Origin of the sequence: Nostoc sp. NZL (assembly GCF_015714705.1) — a bacterium.
GTDB lineage: Bacteria > Cyanobacteriota > Cyanobacteriia > Cyanobacteriales > Nostocaceae > Nostoc > Nostoc foliaceum_A.
In genome coordinates this window covers 1-14,064 of record NZ_WBKL01000184.1, presented here as the reverse complement: position 1 = coordinate 14,064, position 14,064 = coordinate 1, and the positions used below count along the sequence as shown (strand labels likewise).

Below are 14,064 nucleotides of genomic sequence, written 5' to 3'. Positions count from 1 at the left end.
CGGTGGCTGGCATACGGGGCAGATATTAAACTTGTAGCGCCAAAGTGTTTGGTGAGGGTCTTGGAAATGCCATATCTGCTAAATTTCCTGATATTTTCCAAGTCAGCTTGAAACAGCAAATAATCAGAAACTATCTGAATTATTGTTTGAATAAACTTTCAACTTATGAAAAAAGTTACCGTTTATCGATACCGCACTTATGGACTAATTGGGTTAATATCCTTAACCGCCGTAGTAAGTACAAATACATCTGCCCTGACACAGTTAGCAGGTGATTCGCCAATTCAGCAAACTCCTATTCCTGCTTCTAACTTAATCTGGCCGACTCAAGGGTTTATTTCTCAGGGCTTCCGCAAATATCAACATGAAGGAATTGATATTGCAGGGGCATCTGGAACTCCTATTGTTGCTGCGGCATCTGGTACAGTCATCAAAGCAGCTTGGGATGATTGGGGATTAGGCAATGCTATAACTATTAAACATTTTGACGGCAGCATCACTGTTTATGGTCACAATCGCCGTTTGTTGATGAGCAAGGGTCAACAGGTCATTCAAGGTCAAATTATCGCTGAAATGGGATCTACAGGCAATAGTACAGCGCCTCATCTGCACTTTGAAGTTCATCCAAATGGTCGAATAGCAGTTGATCCCCTTCATCTGTTGACATCCTTAACTGCAAGAGTTCAGCAAGCGGATAACCCGAACCGTCCAGTCTGGACACCCCCGGTAGCAAAGCAAGTTTCACCTTCACAGCCAATTCCAATAGGTTTTGCCCCTGTTAACACTGATACTAAATGCAATGGAGTTACCATAATTGAGGGTGAGACTGCAAACATTCATGTAAAAGTCTGTGAAGAAAATGCCAGTTATTTTATATTGGACAGTTGAAGCAAGGCCCAAGTAAGCCTATAAAAATAGCAGCTTTAAATATTGGTAAAGGCAGATATAGAGCAGATAATGGTAGTTTTTATTATTTAATCAGCCCTGAAAAAGTAGAAGTTTGGCGAAATGGCACACAGATACGTTCTGACAGATTTGATACTTTGGTTTGAAAACGAGGAACGCAAAGTTTTGTAATAATTTTAATTTTCTGCAAAAAAGTTGAGTTTTGGAGTGAAGTCATAGTATATTTATTGCTAAATAATAGATAGATACTAACTTGATTTATGCTTAACTAAATTTCAGTCCTGTGCTTTTATAAAGACGTGTGATGTCTAGTTGGCGTTTTACTTATTGGAGAAGTTTATTGAGTATTGCCATAACAGGAATAAGTTTTTCCCCTGGGAGTTGTTCTGCGTTGGCTTAAATTATTCCAAATGCCTTTGTTGGCAATATGTCTAATGTTCAAATAAGTAATGACCTCAGCGTTATCGGAGTTGGCACTCAAGTAGGAAATAACTTGTTTCACAGCTTCTTACAACTATCTATATCCACTGGTAGCAATGCCTAATTTAATAATCTTTTAGTATTGAGAACATTTTTACTAGTGTGACGAGTAATATTCTAATATTGATGGCTTAATCCGTACTAAAGTCAGCGGAAAAATTAATTTAGCTAGCTAAAAACTATGACAAATAATGTTGTATGTAATTGAATATTACCTTAATTTCTTTCCTCAATTAAATTTGAGACGTACTTTTACGAAAAAATAAAACGAGTACATATTACAATATGTTAGTTTTCCTAATCCCAATTAAAAGCTCAAAAGTAGCAAAATCATGGACAGAAGTATCCAAGTTGTTTGAAAGATGTCTAAGCTCAGTCTGCAATCAAACTTCCTCAGAATTTGAGGTTATTGTAGTCTGTCATGAAAGACCGGAAATGAATTTTCATCATCCCCAAGTGCAATATATAGAAGTCAATTTTCCTATTCCAGGCTCAACCCACCCTGAAAAGATGGAAGATAAAAGAAAGAAACTTGCTGTTGGACTATTAGCTGCTCGAGAACTACAGCCAACACATATAATGCCTGTAGATGCTGATGACTGCATCAGTAAACGATTAGTAAGTTATGTTGCTCAAAATCCACAAAGTAATGGTTGGTATATAGAGATTGGCTATGAATATCAAGAAGGAAGCAGAAAAATTATGGTTCGCAAAAAAAACTTTTATAAATTGTGTGGAACGTGCAATATCATCAATTATAGCTTGTTTAGTTTGCCTAATAAAGTATTAAGCGATGAACCTTTGACTGGGCATGACGATTTTTTAGAAGGGCATCCACTTGCTAAAATATATTTAGCAGCGCGAGGAACGCCTATTGAGCCATTACCTTTTCCAGGTGCTATTTATGTTAGAGATCAAATAGGCGAGAGTACTTGTATGCAAGAACCGCTAGTTGCTACATTCAAGCGTAATCCTAAACAAGCTTTCCGAGGGATAAAGAAAAATCTTACCCTTCCGTTTATGCAACGGGAACTTACAGATGAAATTCGTGATGAATTTAACATATATCCTTTAAATAAGTACAGCTAAATAAGTACAGCCAATTAGAAAAAATACATAGAATTTAATTATTCGTGGATTGGTTAGAATGAAACCAAACCTAACGTCAAGTCTCTGCATGCAAGCTGTATCATCCAACAATCTCTACATCAAGTTTATAAGTTATGAAGCTGACAAAACAAAGTGGTTTTCCTACGTAAGATTTAGACATCGCAGAAAAATTAAGAGCACTGAAGCCATTGGTTGGAGCAAAGGCGGATTAAGTACAAAGATTCATGCTGTGGTGGATGCTCTGGGCAACTCACTCAGTTTCCACTCTTAAGCTGTTGTGCTTTTAATTTGTACAAACAGCATTTCCCTTATTTTTTATTTTTCTTACCCATTTAATAATAAGCTCTCCATCATTTAAGAGTTTATTTAAGGTAGATTTTAGTTCACATACTTATTGAAACAGTTTATGAGCTATATATTCTTTACATGAATGCCAAACTAATTCAATTAGATTAAAATCAGGGCTATAAGCAGAGAGATATTTAAGAATAATATTCGGTAGATTCTTTTCTATTTCGGCGCATATATCTTTAGACAAAGGCTATGATGCGGATGAGCGAGGAAAAAGAGCGGCTTCAGTTACAGGATAAAACCGCTGTGATTCCCCCCAAACGCAACCGTAATCACCCTCGTGAATTATACAAAGCCCGTCATCTCATTGAAAACTTTTTTGCCAAACTCAAGCAGTACCGAGCGATGCCCACGGCGGGCTACGCCTACGCAACACGTTACGACAAACGCGCTGCAAACTTTTTAGGTGCAATTTATCTGGCTGCTTCTGTCATTTGGCTCAATTGATGACACGCCCTAGAACCATGTTCTTACTTTTTTAACTGAATTATTAGTTTTCCTTATGTTATTTTTCTCAAGAAATTTTCCCAAAACTGTATCAAAAAGTACGGTTTTTAGACAATAATCAGATTTGCAAGTATCCATCAGGGAGTGATCGCAAAACTTTTCGGTCTACTGACTTTAATAAAATCGCCATAAAGTCCCCAATTACACCAGCCTTCAACAGTCAGAAGTCAAAAAAGCTTTTTGATTATTTCATTATTATTGGCAAAGCACAGTGTTAAAGAAACTTAACCAATCTGAAAAGCAGTGACAGCTAGATTCACTACTGAGATAGATTTTTTAACTCACAAGAATAGGTATGACTAAAGTAAAGTCAACGTAGTTCAAGAAAACCCTCTCTTAGAACATAAATAGATAAGTTAACAAGCCTCGCTTGATTTTTGTGCTTTTTGAAATTAAAAATTGGTACTATGACTTCTATAAAACGGTCTAATTTTAACAAAAGTGCTAGTCTTAATCTGCGTTTACCACCAAAAAAGGCAGGTAAAAGCGTAGCTAATAAAAGAGCACCATCCCCAAAGATATTCTATAGCATTGTCCATACAATTCCTGGGCGCATTCGTTTTCGTATTCCTCTGCTAGCCAGAGATCCTGAGTATGCTAATAAACTCAAGTTAGTAATAGAATCCGCTCCTAGAGTTACAAATGTTCGTATTAACCCAAAAGCGGCATCCATAGTGATCAATTATCAAGTAGGTGTAATTTCAGATAATCAAATGCGTGAGCGTCTGGTCAATCTGATTCAAACTGCCCAAGATGAGGTTATGCCAAAAGAGGTAACGTCAAAATCAATCGTGGGGGCTATCTTTGACTCTCTAATCAACCTAATTGATAGTACACGCAAAATTAACCAAGCACGTAATATTATTGTGTATCGAAGGTTTAGGAAAGATGTTTGGGAACGAATACTTTCTGCATCAACAAGCATAATTAAGAAACTAAAATCTGCCGCCATGTTTATCTTGCCTAACAAGCGATGGCGATTACGCGGCAATAGCGAGGTCAACTCCCAGCCTTTAAAATTACAATCTGTTAGTGAGCCTTAGCTCGTATAGTTGCTAATACAGTAAGCATTAAAATTATTCCTAGTTAAGAGTAAGTAGCCCTGAAATAACTGGGATTGCCCAGAATTCATGACAATCTCTCTTCCCTAGTCTTTAGTCCAAGCATTTTATTATCAATTAAATAAAAATGGGTACTCCTCAATCTCATAAAGTGATTAATAAAGATTATTGGGTTCAAGCAATACATACTGCCGTTAAAGGAAGAGCTAGATATAAGGTCAATGGGCTTTATCATTCGGAAGCTCTCAAAAGATATCTCGAATCAAGATTATTAGAGAAGGAAATAATCTTGCAAGCTCGTGCTAATACTTACACAGGGAATATCTTGGTTATTTTCCATCCAGATAAAAGTTTAAACGCGAACCCCTTTGGCGAAGGGTGTCCGATAGGACAAGGCGGGTCTTCGCTTGTCTACGGGAGACTGCACCAACGAGACGCTACGCAAACCACTATCGCACTGCTCATCCAAGAAATTGTCTTAGATTATAGGAAAAAAGGGAGTAAATTAGTTGCTTCTTCCATACCCAGCCAATTAGTCAAGGTTCCAAAAGCATCTACCGCAGTCATTGGAGACAGTAAGTTGCATTCCTTTGATGTTAAAGAAAATATTGTTTCAGTTGGGGGTAATAACCGAAACATATTTGATTCAGGCATATTATTTCAACAAATATCCATGCAGCGGCAATTAAACCAAACAGGCAGTCAATTTATTCCGGTATTGGGGACTGTTTGCGCCCTTGTATGCGGCACTGGACTGTTGTACGCATATAATTTTGACGAAGCCATTTTGCTTTTGATCCAGAAACTGCATACACCACTGCTCGATCGCATTATGCTTGGTATCACCTTTCTGGGCGATCCACTAGTAATGCTGATATCTTCTTTAGGGTTGGCAATTAGTCCGTTATATTATAACTGTCGCCGGGATGCAACGATCTTGGGCATGGCTGGAGTCGGTGCAATCTTGCTAAATTGTTTAATGAAAATATTATTTGCTAGAACGCGTCCAGCATTGTGGAAGCATATTATTAATGTGGGTCAACACAGTTTTCCCAGCGGTCATGCGATGGTCTCAATAGTTATTTACGGTTTTACGGGCTATATTCTGGCAAAGCAGTTTCCTCAATGGCGCTTTTGGATTTATGGTTTGACTTTTGCCTTAATTGCTGCGATTGGTTTCAGTCGGCTTTATCTTGGAGTCCATTGGCTAACTGATGTGACAGCTGGCTATGCCGCAGGTTTAGTGTGGTTGATTGTCTGTATCCTTAACTTGGAATCGCAGCAAAAATATCACTTGTCACTGGAAGCAGGCTGATTTGTCAGCAATTATCGTTATTAGATTTAAACATTTTCATCCAGGATTGTTCCTTCTATATTGGCTCCCTCCAAATTTGCTCCGCTCAAATTTGTCTGCTTCAAATCTGCTTGGGTAAGATTTGCCTGGGACAAGTCGGCTACAGTTAAGTCTGCACCACTCAAATCGGCTCCATCTAAATTCGCCGCTATCAAACTTGCTTCCTGCAAATCGGCTTCACTCAAATTGGTTTCAATCAACTTAGCAACCGTTAAATCAGCTTGACTCAAATTTGCTCCATCCAAAGTTGCTCCATCCAAGATAGCTCCATCCAAGATAGCTCCGCTTAAGTTGCTACCACTGAGGTCAGCATTGCTCAAATTTGCTCCATTTAAATCTGCCTCAATCAAACTGGCTTGGACTAAATTAGCGTAACTTAGATTAGCTCCATCTAAAATTGCTTTATCTAAAATTACGCCGCTGAGATTGGCTTCCCTTAAGTTTGCCTCGCTCAAGTTGACACCACTAAAGTCTCTGACACCTGCGGCATAGTTTTTCAGGAGTTGATCTGCTTTCATAATCTGTCGCTGTGCTAAAGAACATTTAATTGAGGCTATCCAGGTTAACCAGAGACCGCAAATCCTCAGCACGCGCCACAGAGGATTGGTGTGGTGAATTAAGCCAGAGTGAATCCTGAATCACCTTTGTCTAGATTAGCCATCTTCAACCGCTGGCGCTAGTATCTAGAGATGTGAGTTACTTTCATCCTTGGGATAGATGATCGGGGACTTAAAAACTTAAGTGTTAGTAAAATAGCGATCGCTATACTCAATTCTGATGCTCATCTAGCAGAGGTTATGGCAAAACCAATTCCTATTCTTTTACAGACTACAATTCGGCCCAAATCCAGACAAGGGGCAAAATCCCCTTGTTAAAGGTAGGCAAACTTCCGCCACAGTGTATTACAAACCTGAACTAACCCGAAATACCGGGTATAGCGGCGAGTAGTTCAGGTTTCCCCACCAACAACTACATCTCGAATTCGGAGACTAGGGCCACCACAACCCACTGACAAACCGTTTTGCCCTCCCTTACCACAACCGCCGGATTCATCCCAGTAAAAATCATTACCAATTCCCTCAATATCCGCTAATGTTTGGAATACATTTCCCGAAAGCGTTACATCTCTCACAGGTTCCGCAATTTTACCGTTTCTAATCATCCACGCTTCCCCTGCGCTGAAGGTGAACATTTCCCCATTCGTCATCCCACCTAACCAATTACGGGCATACACTCCTTCTTTGATATCGGTGAATAAGTCTTTGACTGGTGTTTTACCCCGTTCAATCCAGGTATTTGTCATACGGACAATGGGAGTAAAGTGATAGCTGAGACAACGGGCATTACCTGTGGGCGCTTCCTCCAATTTGCCAGCGGTTTCACGAGAATGTAAACGTCCAACTAAAACTCCATCTTTAATTAGTTGAGTAGTAGTAGCAGGCGTGCCTTCATCGTCATAAAAATAGCTACCGCGATGTCCCTCTGGAGCTGCACCATCAAAAATTTGGAGTTCTTCTGGGCCAAACCGCCGCCCGATAGTCATAACTTCCAGCAGATCGGGGTTTTCGTAAGCCATATCAGCCTCAGAAAGATGCCCGAAGGCTTCGTGGACAAATAAACCCGTAAGAATTGGGTCAATGACAACGGTGTAGGTATTGCCTTTGACCGATGGCAAAGATAAAGCTGCGATCGCTCTTTGAGCAGCACTTTTTACCTGTTCATCCAAATCAGTCAAATCTTCGTAAGCTTTGCGAGAGCCAGTAGTTTCCCGTCCAGTTTGTACGGTTTCGCCATTTCTGGCGGTGGCGGCAAAGCGCATTTCCATATCCACCCAAGATTGCTCGATCAAAGTGCCTTCTGAGGTAGCTATGATCACTTTTTGGGCGCTGTCTCCATAGCGCACCGAGGTAGTGGTAATCCGGCGATCAACGCTTTTGAGCAATTCAGTATAGCGATCGCACAATTGCTTTTTCTTCGAGAGTGGGATTTTACGGGGATCGGTGCCTTTTAGGGGTAGAATGCATACTGCTTGCACCGGGTCAATGGGTGCAAGTAAAGTTTCTTCGTCACCAACCATCCGCGCAGCAGCGATCGCTTCTTCTATTCGCTCCTTAATTGTCGCTAGCTCGTTAAAGCAGCTCAACCCCCATCCACCTTTATAACAAGCGCGAATATGTCCACCAATGGAGATGCCTTCACTGAGGGTTTCTACCTTGTCGCCACGCAACAAGATATCAGTCCCTTCTGCTTCTTCAAGGCGAATCATCAGATAATCTACACGCTGTGAGTAGCGGGCGATCAGGTCAGAAAGTAAATTTTGTGCGTCAGCAAGTGTAGTCGGCATTTCCAAGTAGTAACAATGACGAACTGCATTTATTTTGCAATTATTTGGGGAATATCTGCTACTAAATATTAGAGTTGCCTATAAATCTATGACCCAGAGGTTGTTTGAGGAGTCCACAAGCGATCGCTCACTCTGAATACTTCCTTTTTTACGATGGGTAAGAACTGAATGATGTGCTAAGGTAATTAAGTGAGAATAAAATTCGGTTACAGTGTTTGTTTTTAGTATTGACAGGCTTTTCCCTTTTGGTCTTAACAAGCTTGTCTCCGAAATCTAAATCTCTACACACCTATGATTTTGGAGATAACGCATGTCAATTTATGTAGGTAATCTATCCTACGAGGTCACACAAGAAGACCTCACCTCTGTTTTTGCGGAACATGGTTCTGTAAAACGTGTTCAGTTACCTACTGACCGTGAAACAGGACGTCCACGCGGCTTTGCTTTCGTAGAGATGGGCACAGAAGCTGAAGAAACAGCTGCCATTGAAGCTCTTGATGGTGCTGAGTGGATGGGACGCGATCTCAAAGTTAATAAAGCTAAACCTAAGGAAGATAGAGGCGGTTCCTTTGGTGGTGACCGTCGCGGTGGCGGCGGCGGCGGATACTCTCGCGGACGCTACTAAGCTTTAAGATCAAAAATTAAGTTTTAACGTCTTAAGGGCAGAATCATTATCTGCCCTTTTTGCGCTCCGGTCTACTGGATAGCTTAAAATTGCCCAGTACCAACTAAGTAGGAGATGAAAATGACCCAAGTATTTGTGGGTGAAAATGAAGGAATTGAGTCAGCCTTACGTCGATTTAAAAGGGAAGTTTCCAAAGCAGGTATTTTTCCAGACATGAGAAAGAACCGTCACTTTGAAACACCTTTGGAAAAACACAAGCGCAAAGAAGTCGCAAGGCACAAGCAACGTAAGAGAAGTTTCCGTCGCAATTGAGAATAAGCGATACGTAAGGTAAGCGGAGTTTACCTATCCTCTCATTAGATTCTTAGCTGTCGAAGAGGCGATCGCTGTACACCTGCATGTAAATCTAAAGGGTAAGTTTTGGTAAAGCCATTACTGATTGATGAGCCATGTAAATAACGGTGTGTCCCACAACTGACAAAGAACTTTTTATAGTTACTTCCGGGATGGCGATCGCTAGGCTGATTTTACTAAAATTTGGCTGAAAAATTTATTTTTGGGATTCTCTTAATAGTCAACAAGACTTTTGAAGGGTCTGTCTTGGAAAGTTGAGGCACGAGGAGCAGATAATGCCCAACCTGTAATCCTTCTCGTGACGGAAAAGGAAAGGAATTAGCATAAAAACCCCCAATTAGGTAGACTGCTGAGATGAAGATTGTGCATACATCTCATTCCCAGCAGCGATTGCACAGCCTATTGAGTAGTTTGTTGATCTAGAGGGGTTTGGGCAGGAATGCTGTTGCCCCTGCCTTTAAACTCCGCTAGCGATTTTCCTCGACTATACTGGTAATAAAAATGATGAGAACAGAACGGGTTTGCAGATTCGCTTATAGGTGAACTATTAGCTTAAAATCATCCATATTGGGCATGGCTAAATCGAGCATAATCACATCTGAATTATCTTCAGTTGCTACCTATAGCGCGTGTTTGCAGCAAAATAATTGATAAGCTGTTACGCATTTATATTTGTACATTTACCTGATGACTGATGACTGTTAACCGTCAACAGTCAACAGTTAACGACCATCAAGAGTGTTTATATACTTTAGACGCGCATCAGCTTAACTGTAAAACAGTATATTTCACTCAGAAATTGAGATGTGCAGATCATGATTTTGTTTTTTGTTCAGTATGATTTACTAGGTTTGGGAAACTTTTTACTCTTGAATAGAAAGAGAGCGAATTAACTCCCGAATCACATCAGTTGCTGGTCTCCCCGTGATTGAACAGTATTTTTCAAGCTTCTCTGACTCGCTTGATGTGAGATTGATTGTAAGTCGTTTAGCAGCCCATTTTTTATTCATGTACTAGACAGACAAGCTATATTTTTAAACTACTTCTCTAATATCAATCTTTTAAGCTGCTACTACAATGGTATAAGTAATGACATTTGATTTAAGTAATCATGAAGTAAGATGTTATATTTTTCTAAGCAACAGTGAAGAGGTAGGGTATATTCTCAAGTATGAAGTTTAGCTACTGTTATGGCATTAATTATAAATAGAATGTAAAAATCATATTAAAGTAAGTAAACCTAAAATAAGTATTCTCACCAACTGTTGTATTTTAAATAATTAAGATAATTTAGCAAGTCATGTGCCTTTGATTTAGCACTCTATCTTTCTTTGCGATTGCCATTACCCCGATATCAGTCAAGTCGCTTCTCTACGAGACGCTGCGCGAACGCTCCAATTAAAAATTAAAAATGTAAAATTAAAAATTGCAAGACGCGACGCTCGAATACTCGCTAACGCTGCGCTATCGCGGACTCGCTTGCCGCCGGCACTATCAGTGTTGGCTCTGAACCCACCACTGATTGTAGACCACTAAATCTTTGATTTAGTGTTGGCTCTGTACCCAAAATTAATTAAAAATTATTCTTCTTCACTAATTTTTAATTTTTAATTAAAAAAAGGTCAATCGGCAGATTTATTGCTATTGCCTTAACTTATTTCTAAGGAAATCTATTAACATCAGCTTTGGTGATGACACTGCATAAAATTAGCGATCGCCCCTTTCTGTTGCGATCGCTTCCAATGCTGCTCATGTCTATAACCATGTATTTTTAGTAGTCTAAGTGAAAAGTTATACTAATAATCAAAATATTTGCTGAGACAATGATGATATTTTTGATGCATTCATATAGAGCTATAACGCGCCATATTAATACTTAATTTTGCATTAAATCAGCTATTACTGTTAGTAGATTTTGCTTAGATTTAGATACCAAAAGTAAAGAAATACTGAAAAGTAAGGAGGTGAACATAACTATAGTTAATTATGCGATCGCAAGCGCAATTACGGTGAAAATTAGCAATTTAAATTGTTGAGTTTCGTTACCTTTAAACCGAGAGTACAGATTTTTTTATACTTTCTATTAATTTTGCAAAAGCCAGGATTTAACAACCTCAATATACTTATTTACTGTAGTATTTACTTAATGAGCGTCTCTTAATTTGTATTAATTTTATTTAGCATTTAGATAGATAATTTAGACATTTATACTAAGTTTTTTAGTCTAGAATCTGGATTTTTTATTACTATGAATAAATAATTTGGTTATGTTATATTATAAGTATGAGTATAAAAAAATAAACTTTTTATTATAACTTTTTTAGAAAATACACCTTTTGACATTAGGGTTATACTCTTGATTTTCTCCTTATGCCGCAAGTTGCCTTTTCTAGAGACTGCTACATTCAGGAGAATCCCAATGTCATTAGACAAAAATATCCTTGAGCAACCAGCAAATAATCTGCTGTCTGTTCTGCCACCCAATGATTATGAGCGCCTTATCCCCCATCTAAAACTAGTTTCCCTCTCAAATCGGCAAATACTTCATGAAGCAGGCGAACCGATCGCACAGGTCTATTTTCCTAATAAGGCAGTGGTTTCTATAATCACCACTATGGAAGATGGCTCGACTGTGGAAGCTGGTTTAGTAAGCAATGAAGGCATGGTGGGTATCCCAGTAATTTTAGGAGACAACATCACAACCACAACAGCATTAGTGCAGATTCCAGACAGTGCTATGCAGATGGATGCGGATATACTTAGAAGCGAGTTCGATCGGGGTACAGCCCTTCAGAGCGTGCTGCTGCGCTACGTGCAAGGTATGTACACTCAAATTGCACAAGGATCTGCCTGCAACCGTCTTCATAAGCTAGAAAAGCGGCTGGCTCGCTGGTTGCTGACAGTTTCTGACCGTCTGGAATCAGAGGAATTTCCACTCACGCAAGAATTTATCTCCCAGATGCTGGGTGTACGTCGCGCTGGTGTCACCGAAGCAGCTAACATTCTCAGCGAAGCCGGAATGATCACTTACCACCGTGGTCAGATTAACATCCTGAATCGAGAGGCTTTAGAAAAAACCTCGTGCGAATGTTATCAAATTATAGAAGATGAATATACCCGTTTATGGGGCTTTGCCCAATAAACGGCGAAAATAATTTTTTGAAGCTTCTATGTACGAAACCGCACAGACTCCAACAACTGTGTTCATTTAAGATTTTTTAGATTGTCCCCGTGTTCCTTTAGATAATACACCTTTCGACATTAGGATCAAATTCTGAAATTCTTTCCTTGTGCCATGAGTTGGCTTTTCTAAAGTCACCTACCTTAAGGAGAGTGACTTCTAATGTCATTAGATAAAAGCCTTTTTCAGCAACCACCAAATAAGCTGCTCGCAGCTTTGCCAGCCAGTGATTATGAACGCCTTGTCCCTCATCTAAAGCTAGTTCCGCTCCCAGTTCAGCAAGTCCTTTACGAAGCAGCCGAACCGATCACACAGGTATATTTTCCTGATAAAGCAGTGGTTTCTATAGTCACTACTATGGAAGATGGCTCAACGGCGGAAGTTGGGATAGTAAGTAATGAAGGCATGGTGGGTATCCCGGTAATTTTAGGAGACAACACCACAACCACAACAGCATTTGTGCAGATTTCGGGTGCTGCGATGCAAATCAATGCAGATGTATTGAGAGCCGAGTTCAATCTGGGCGGAGCGCTTCAAACACTGCTGCTATGCTATGTACAAGCTGTATACTCTGAACTGGCGCAAGGAGCTGCCTGCAACCGTCTCCATACACTGGAAGAACGGCTAGCTCGCTGGCTTCTCACAGTCTCTGACCGTCTGGAATCAGAAGATTTTCCACTCACGCAAGAATTTATCTCCCAGATGCTAGGTGTACGTCGTTCCGGTGTGACAGTAGCGGCTAGTACCCTGAGCCGAGCCGGAATGATCAGCTACCAACGTGGTCATATTAGCATCCTGAACCGAGAGGATTTGGAAGCAACTTCCTGCGAATGTCATCAAGTCATACAAAAGGAATTTGCTCGGTTACTGGGCTTCATGCCCAGTAACCGAGCCAGAAAATTTTTTTGAGTTATGTGTGCGAAACCGAACAGACTGGCAAAAGTAACTTGATTTAAAGTATTATTATCGAATTTCTCTTTTAATGTTCAGTGAGCGAATACACTCTTAAGCCGCAAGTAAATAAGTTACTCGCGGCTTTGCCAACCAGTGATTATGAGCGCCTTGTTCCGCACCTGAAGTTAGTTTCGCTTCCCACTCGGCAAGTCATTTACGAACCAGGAGAACCCATCACACAGGTCTATTTTCCCCAAAACGCAGTGATTTCTATAGTCACTAGTATGGAAGATGGTTCGACAGTGGAAGTTGGAATAGTGAGTAATGAAGGCATGGTGGGTATCCCAGTAATTTTAGGAGGCAATACAACAACCACAAAAGCATTTGTGCAAATTTCGGGCGCTGGAATGCAGATGGATGCAGATGTACTTCGAAACGAGTTCAAACGGGGCGGAGCGCTTCAAAAGCTGCTACTGCGCTATGTACGAGCTATATATACCGAACTTACACAAGGATGTGCCTGTAACTGTCTTCATACCCTAGAAGAAAGGCTGGCTCGTTGGCTGTTAACAGTATCTGACCGTTTGGAATCAGAAGAATTTCTGTTGACGCAAGAATTTATTGCCCAGATGCTGGGTGTACGGCGCTCCGGTGTAACAGTAGCGGCTAGCACCCTCAGCCGAGCCGGAATGATTCGCTACCAGCGTGGTCAAATTAATATCCTGAACCGAGGGGATTTAGAAGCAACTTCCTGTGAGTGTTATCAAGTCATCCAAAAAGAATTTGCTCGGTTGCTGGGGAATCAGTTAAGGCACGTAGGCGTAGCCCGTCGTAGACATCGCTAGTTAATGACTTTACCTTACCTAAATCGGAGAGAAGGCTCCCGCCATAATCTCT

Annotated in this window: 11 protein-coding genes and 3 pseudogenes; 10 read left to right on the top strand and 4 right to left on the bottom strand. The window is 40.3% G+C overall.

Annotation, left to right across the window (positions count from 1 at the left end; translation table 11 throughout):
* Positions 1–165: 165 nt before the first annotated feature.
* Positions 166–1,052: pseudogene (locus F8R90_RS27360) on the top strand (M23 family metallopeptidase).
* 619 nt (positions 1,053–1,671) lie between these two features.
* Entirely contained in the window at positions 1,672–2,475 is an 804-nt protein-coding gene (locus F8R90_RS27355) for a glycosyltransferase family A protein (RefSeq protein ID WP_196513298.1), read from the top strand.
* A 304-nt stretch (positions 2,476–2,779) separates the two neighbouring features.
* Here F8R90_RS27355 and F8R90_RS27350 read toward each other — a convergent pair.
* A pseudogene (locus F8R90_RS27350) lies at positions 2,780–3,028 on the bottom strand (transposase); the annotation flags it as partial.
* 65 nt (positions 3,029–3,093) lie between these two features.
* Here F8R90_RS27350 and F8R90_RS27345 point away from each other — a divergent pair.
* The 3 genes and pseudogenes from F8R90_RS27345 to F8R90_RS27335 form a co-directional block, all read left to right on the top strand.
* Positions 3,094–3,294: pseudogene (locus tag F8R90_RS27345) on the top strand (hypothetical protein); the annotation flags it as partial.
* A gap of 467 nt (positions 3,295–3,761) precedes the next feature.
* Positions 3,762–4,397, top strand: coding sequence for an HMA2 domain-containing protein (locus F8R90_RS27340; protein ID WP_196513296.1), 636 nt, complete (start codon positions 3,762–3,764; stop codon positions 4,395–4,397).
* 145 nt (positions 4,398–4,542) lie between these two features.
* The gene (locus tag F8R90_RS27335; protein WP_196513295.1) at positions 4,543–5,730 is read left to right on the top strand and encodes a phosphatase PAP2 family protein; all 1,188 of its coding nucleotides are present in this window, start codon (positions 4,543–4,545) and stop codon (positions 5,728–5,730) included.
* 26 nt (positions 5,731–5,756) lie between these two features.
* On the opposite strand, the gene F8R90_RS27330 is transcribed toward F8R90_RS27335, so the two are convergent.
* Positions 5,757–6,287, bottom strand: a complete 531-nt coding sequence (locus F8R90_RS27330) for a pentapeptide repeat-containing protein (RefSeq protein ID WP_196513294.1) — start codon at positions 6,285–6,287, stop codon at positions 5,757–5,759.
* A 431-nt stretch (positions 6,288–6,718) separates the two neighbouring features.
* Positions 6,719–8,113, bottom strand: a complete 1,395-nt coding sequence (locus F8R90_RS27325; protein ID WP_196513293.1) for a TldD/PmbA family protein — start codon at positions 8,111–8,113, stop codon at positions 6,719–6,721.
* A gap of 310 nt (positions 8,114–8,423) precedes the next feature.
* On the opposite strand from F8R90_RS27325, the gene F8R90_RS27320 reads away from it, so the two are divergent.
* The gene (locus tag F8R90_RS27320; protein WP_190730472.1) at positions 8,424–8,738 is read left to right on the top strand and encodes an RNA recognition motif domain-containing protein; all 315 of its coding nucleotides are present in this window, start codon (positions 8,424–8,426) and stop codon (positions 8,736–8,738) included.
* A gap of 120 nt (positions 8,739–8,858) precedes the next feature.
* Positions 8,859–9,050, top strand: a complete 192-nt coding sequence (rpsU, locus tag F8R90_RS27315) for a 30S ribosomal protein S21 (RefSeq protein WP_196513292.1) — start codon at positions 8,859–8,861, stop codon at positions 9,048–9,050.
* Positions 9,051–9,955: 905 nt separating this feature from the next.
* Here rpsU and F8R90_RS33175 read toward each other — a convergent pair.
* Positions 9,956–10,102: a CopG family transcriptional regulator gene (locus F8R90_RS33175; RefSeq protein ID WP_230966947.1), complete on the bottom strand. Its 147-nt coding sequence runs from the start codon at positions 10,100–10,102 to the stop codon at positions 9,956–9,958.
* A 1,409-nt stretch (positions 10,103–11,511) separates the two neighbouring features.
* On the opposite strand from F8R90_RS33175, the gene F8R90_RS27310 reads away from it, so the two are divergent.
* From F8R90_RS27310 to F8R90_RS27300, 3 genes are all read left to right on the top strand, one after another.
* Complete coding sequence (locus tag F8R90_RS27310) at positions 11,512–12,234, top strand: Crp/Fnr family transcriptional regulator (protein ID WP_196513291.1); 723 nt, start codon at positions 11,512–11,514, stop codon at positions 12,232–12,234.
* Between the two features lie 201 nt (positions 12,235–12,435).
* A complete protein-coding gene (locus tag F8R90_RS27305) occupies positions 12,436–13,182 on the top strand; it encodes a Crp/Fnr family transcriptional regulator (protein WP_196513290.1) in 747 nt (248 codons plus the stop codon).
* A gap of 80 nt (positions 13,183–13,262) precedes the next feature.
* On the top strand, positions 13,263–14,012 hold the full coding sequence (locus F8R90_RS27300; RefSeq protein WP_196513289.1) for a Crp/Fnr family transcriptional regulator: 750 nt from the start codon (positions 13,263–13,265) through the stop codon (positions 14,010–14,012).
* The last annotated feature ends 52 nt before the right edge of the window (positions 14,013–14,064 follow it).

Coding starts and splice junctions, on each gene's coding strand:
- F8R90_RS27355 (WP_196513298.1), top strand. CDS start 1,672: ATGTTAGTTTTCCTAATCCCAATTAAAAGCTCAAAAGTAGCAAAATCA.
- F8R90_RS27340 (WP_196513296.1), top strand. CDS start 3,762: ATGACTTCTATAAAACGGTCTAATTTTAACAAAAGTGCTAGTCTTAAT.
- F8R90_RS27335 (WP_196513295.1), top strand. CDS start 4,543: ATGGGTACTCCTCAATCTCATAAAGTGATTAATAAAGATTATTGGGTT.
- F8R90_RS27330 (WP_196513294.1), bottom strand. CDS start 6,287: ATGAAAGCAGATCAACTCCTGAAAAACTATGCCGCAGGTGTCAGAGAC.
- F8R90_RS27325 (WP_196513293.1), bottom strand. CDS start 8,113: ATGCCGACTACACTTGCTGACGCACAAAATTTACTTTCTGACCTGATC.
- F8R90_RS27320 (WP_190730472.1), top strand. CDS start 8,424: ATGTCAATTTATGTAGGTAATCTATCCTACGAGGTCACACAAGAAGAC.
- rpsU (WP_196513292.1), top strand. CDS start 8,859: ATGACCCAAGTATTTGTGGGTGAAAATGAAGGAATTGAGTCAGCCTTA.
- F8R90_RS33175 (WP_230966947.1), bottom strand. CDS start 10,102: ATGAATAAAAAATGGGCTGCTAAACGACTTACAATCAATCTCACATCA.
- F8R90_RS27310 (WP_196513291.1), top strand. CDS start 11,512: ATGTCATTAGACAAAAATATCCTTGAGCAACCAGCAAATAATCTGCTG.
- F8R90_RS27305 (WP_196513290.1), top strand. CDS start 12,436: ATGTCATTAGATAAAAGCCTTTTTCAGCAACCACCAAATAAGCTGCTC.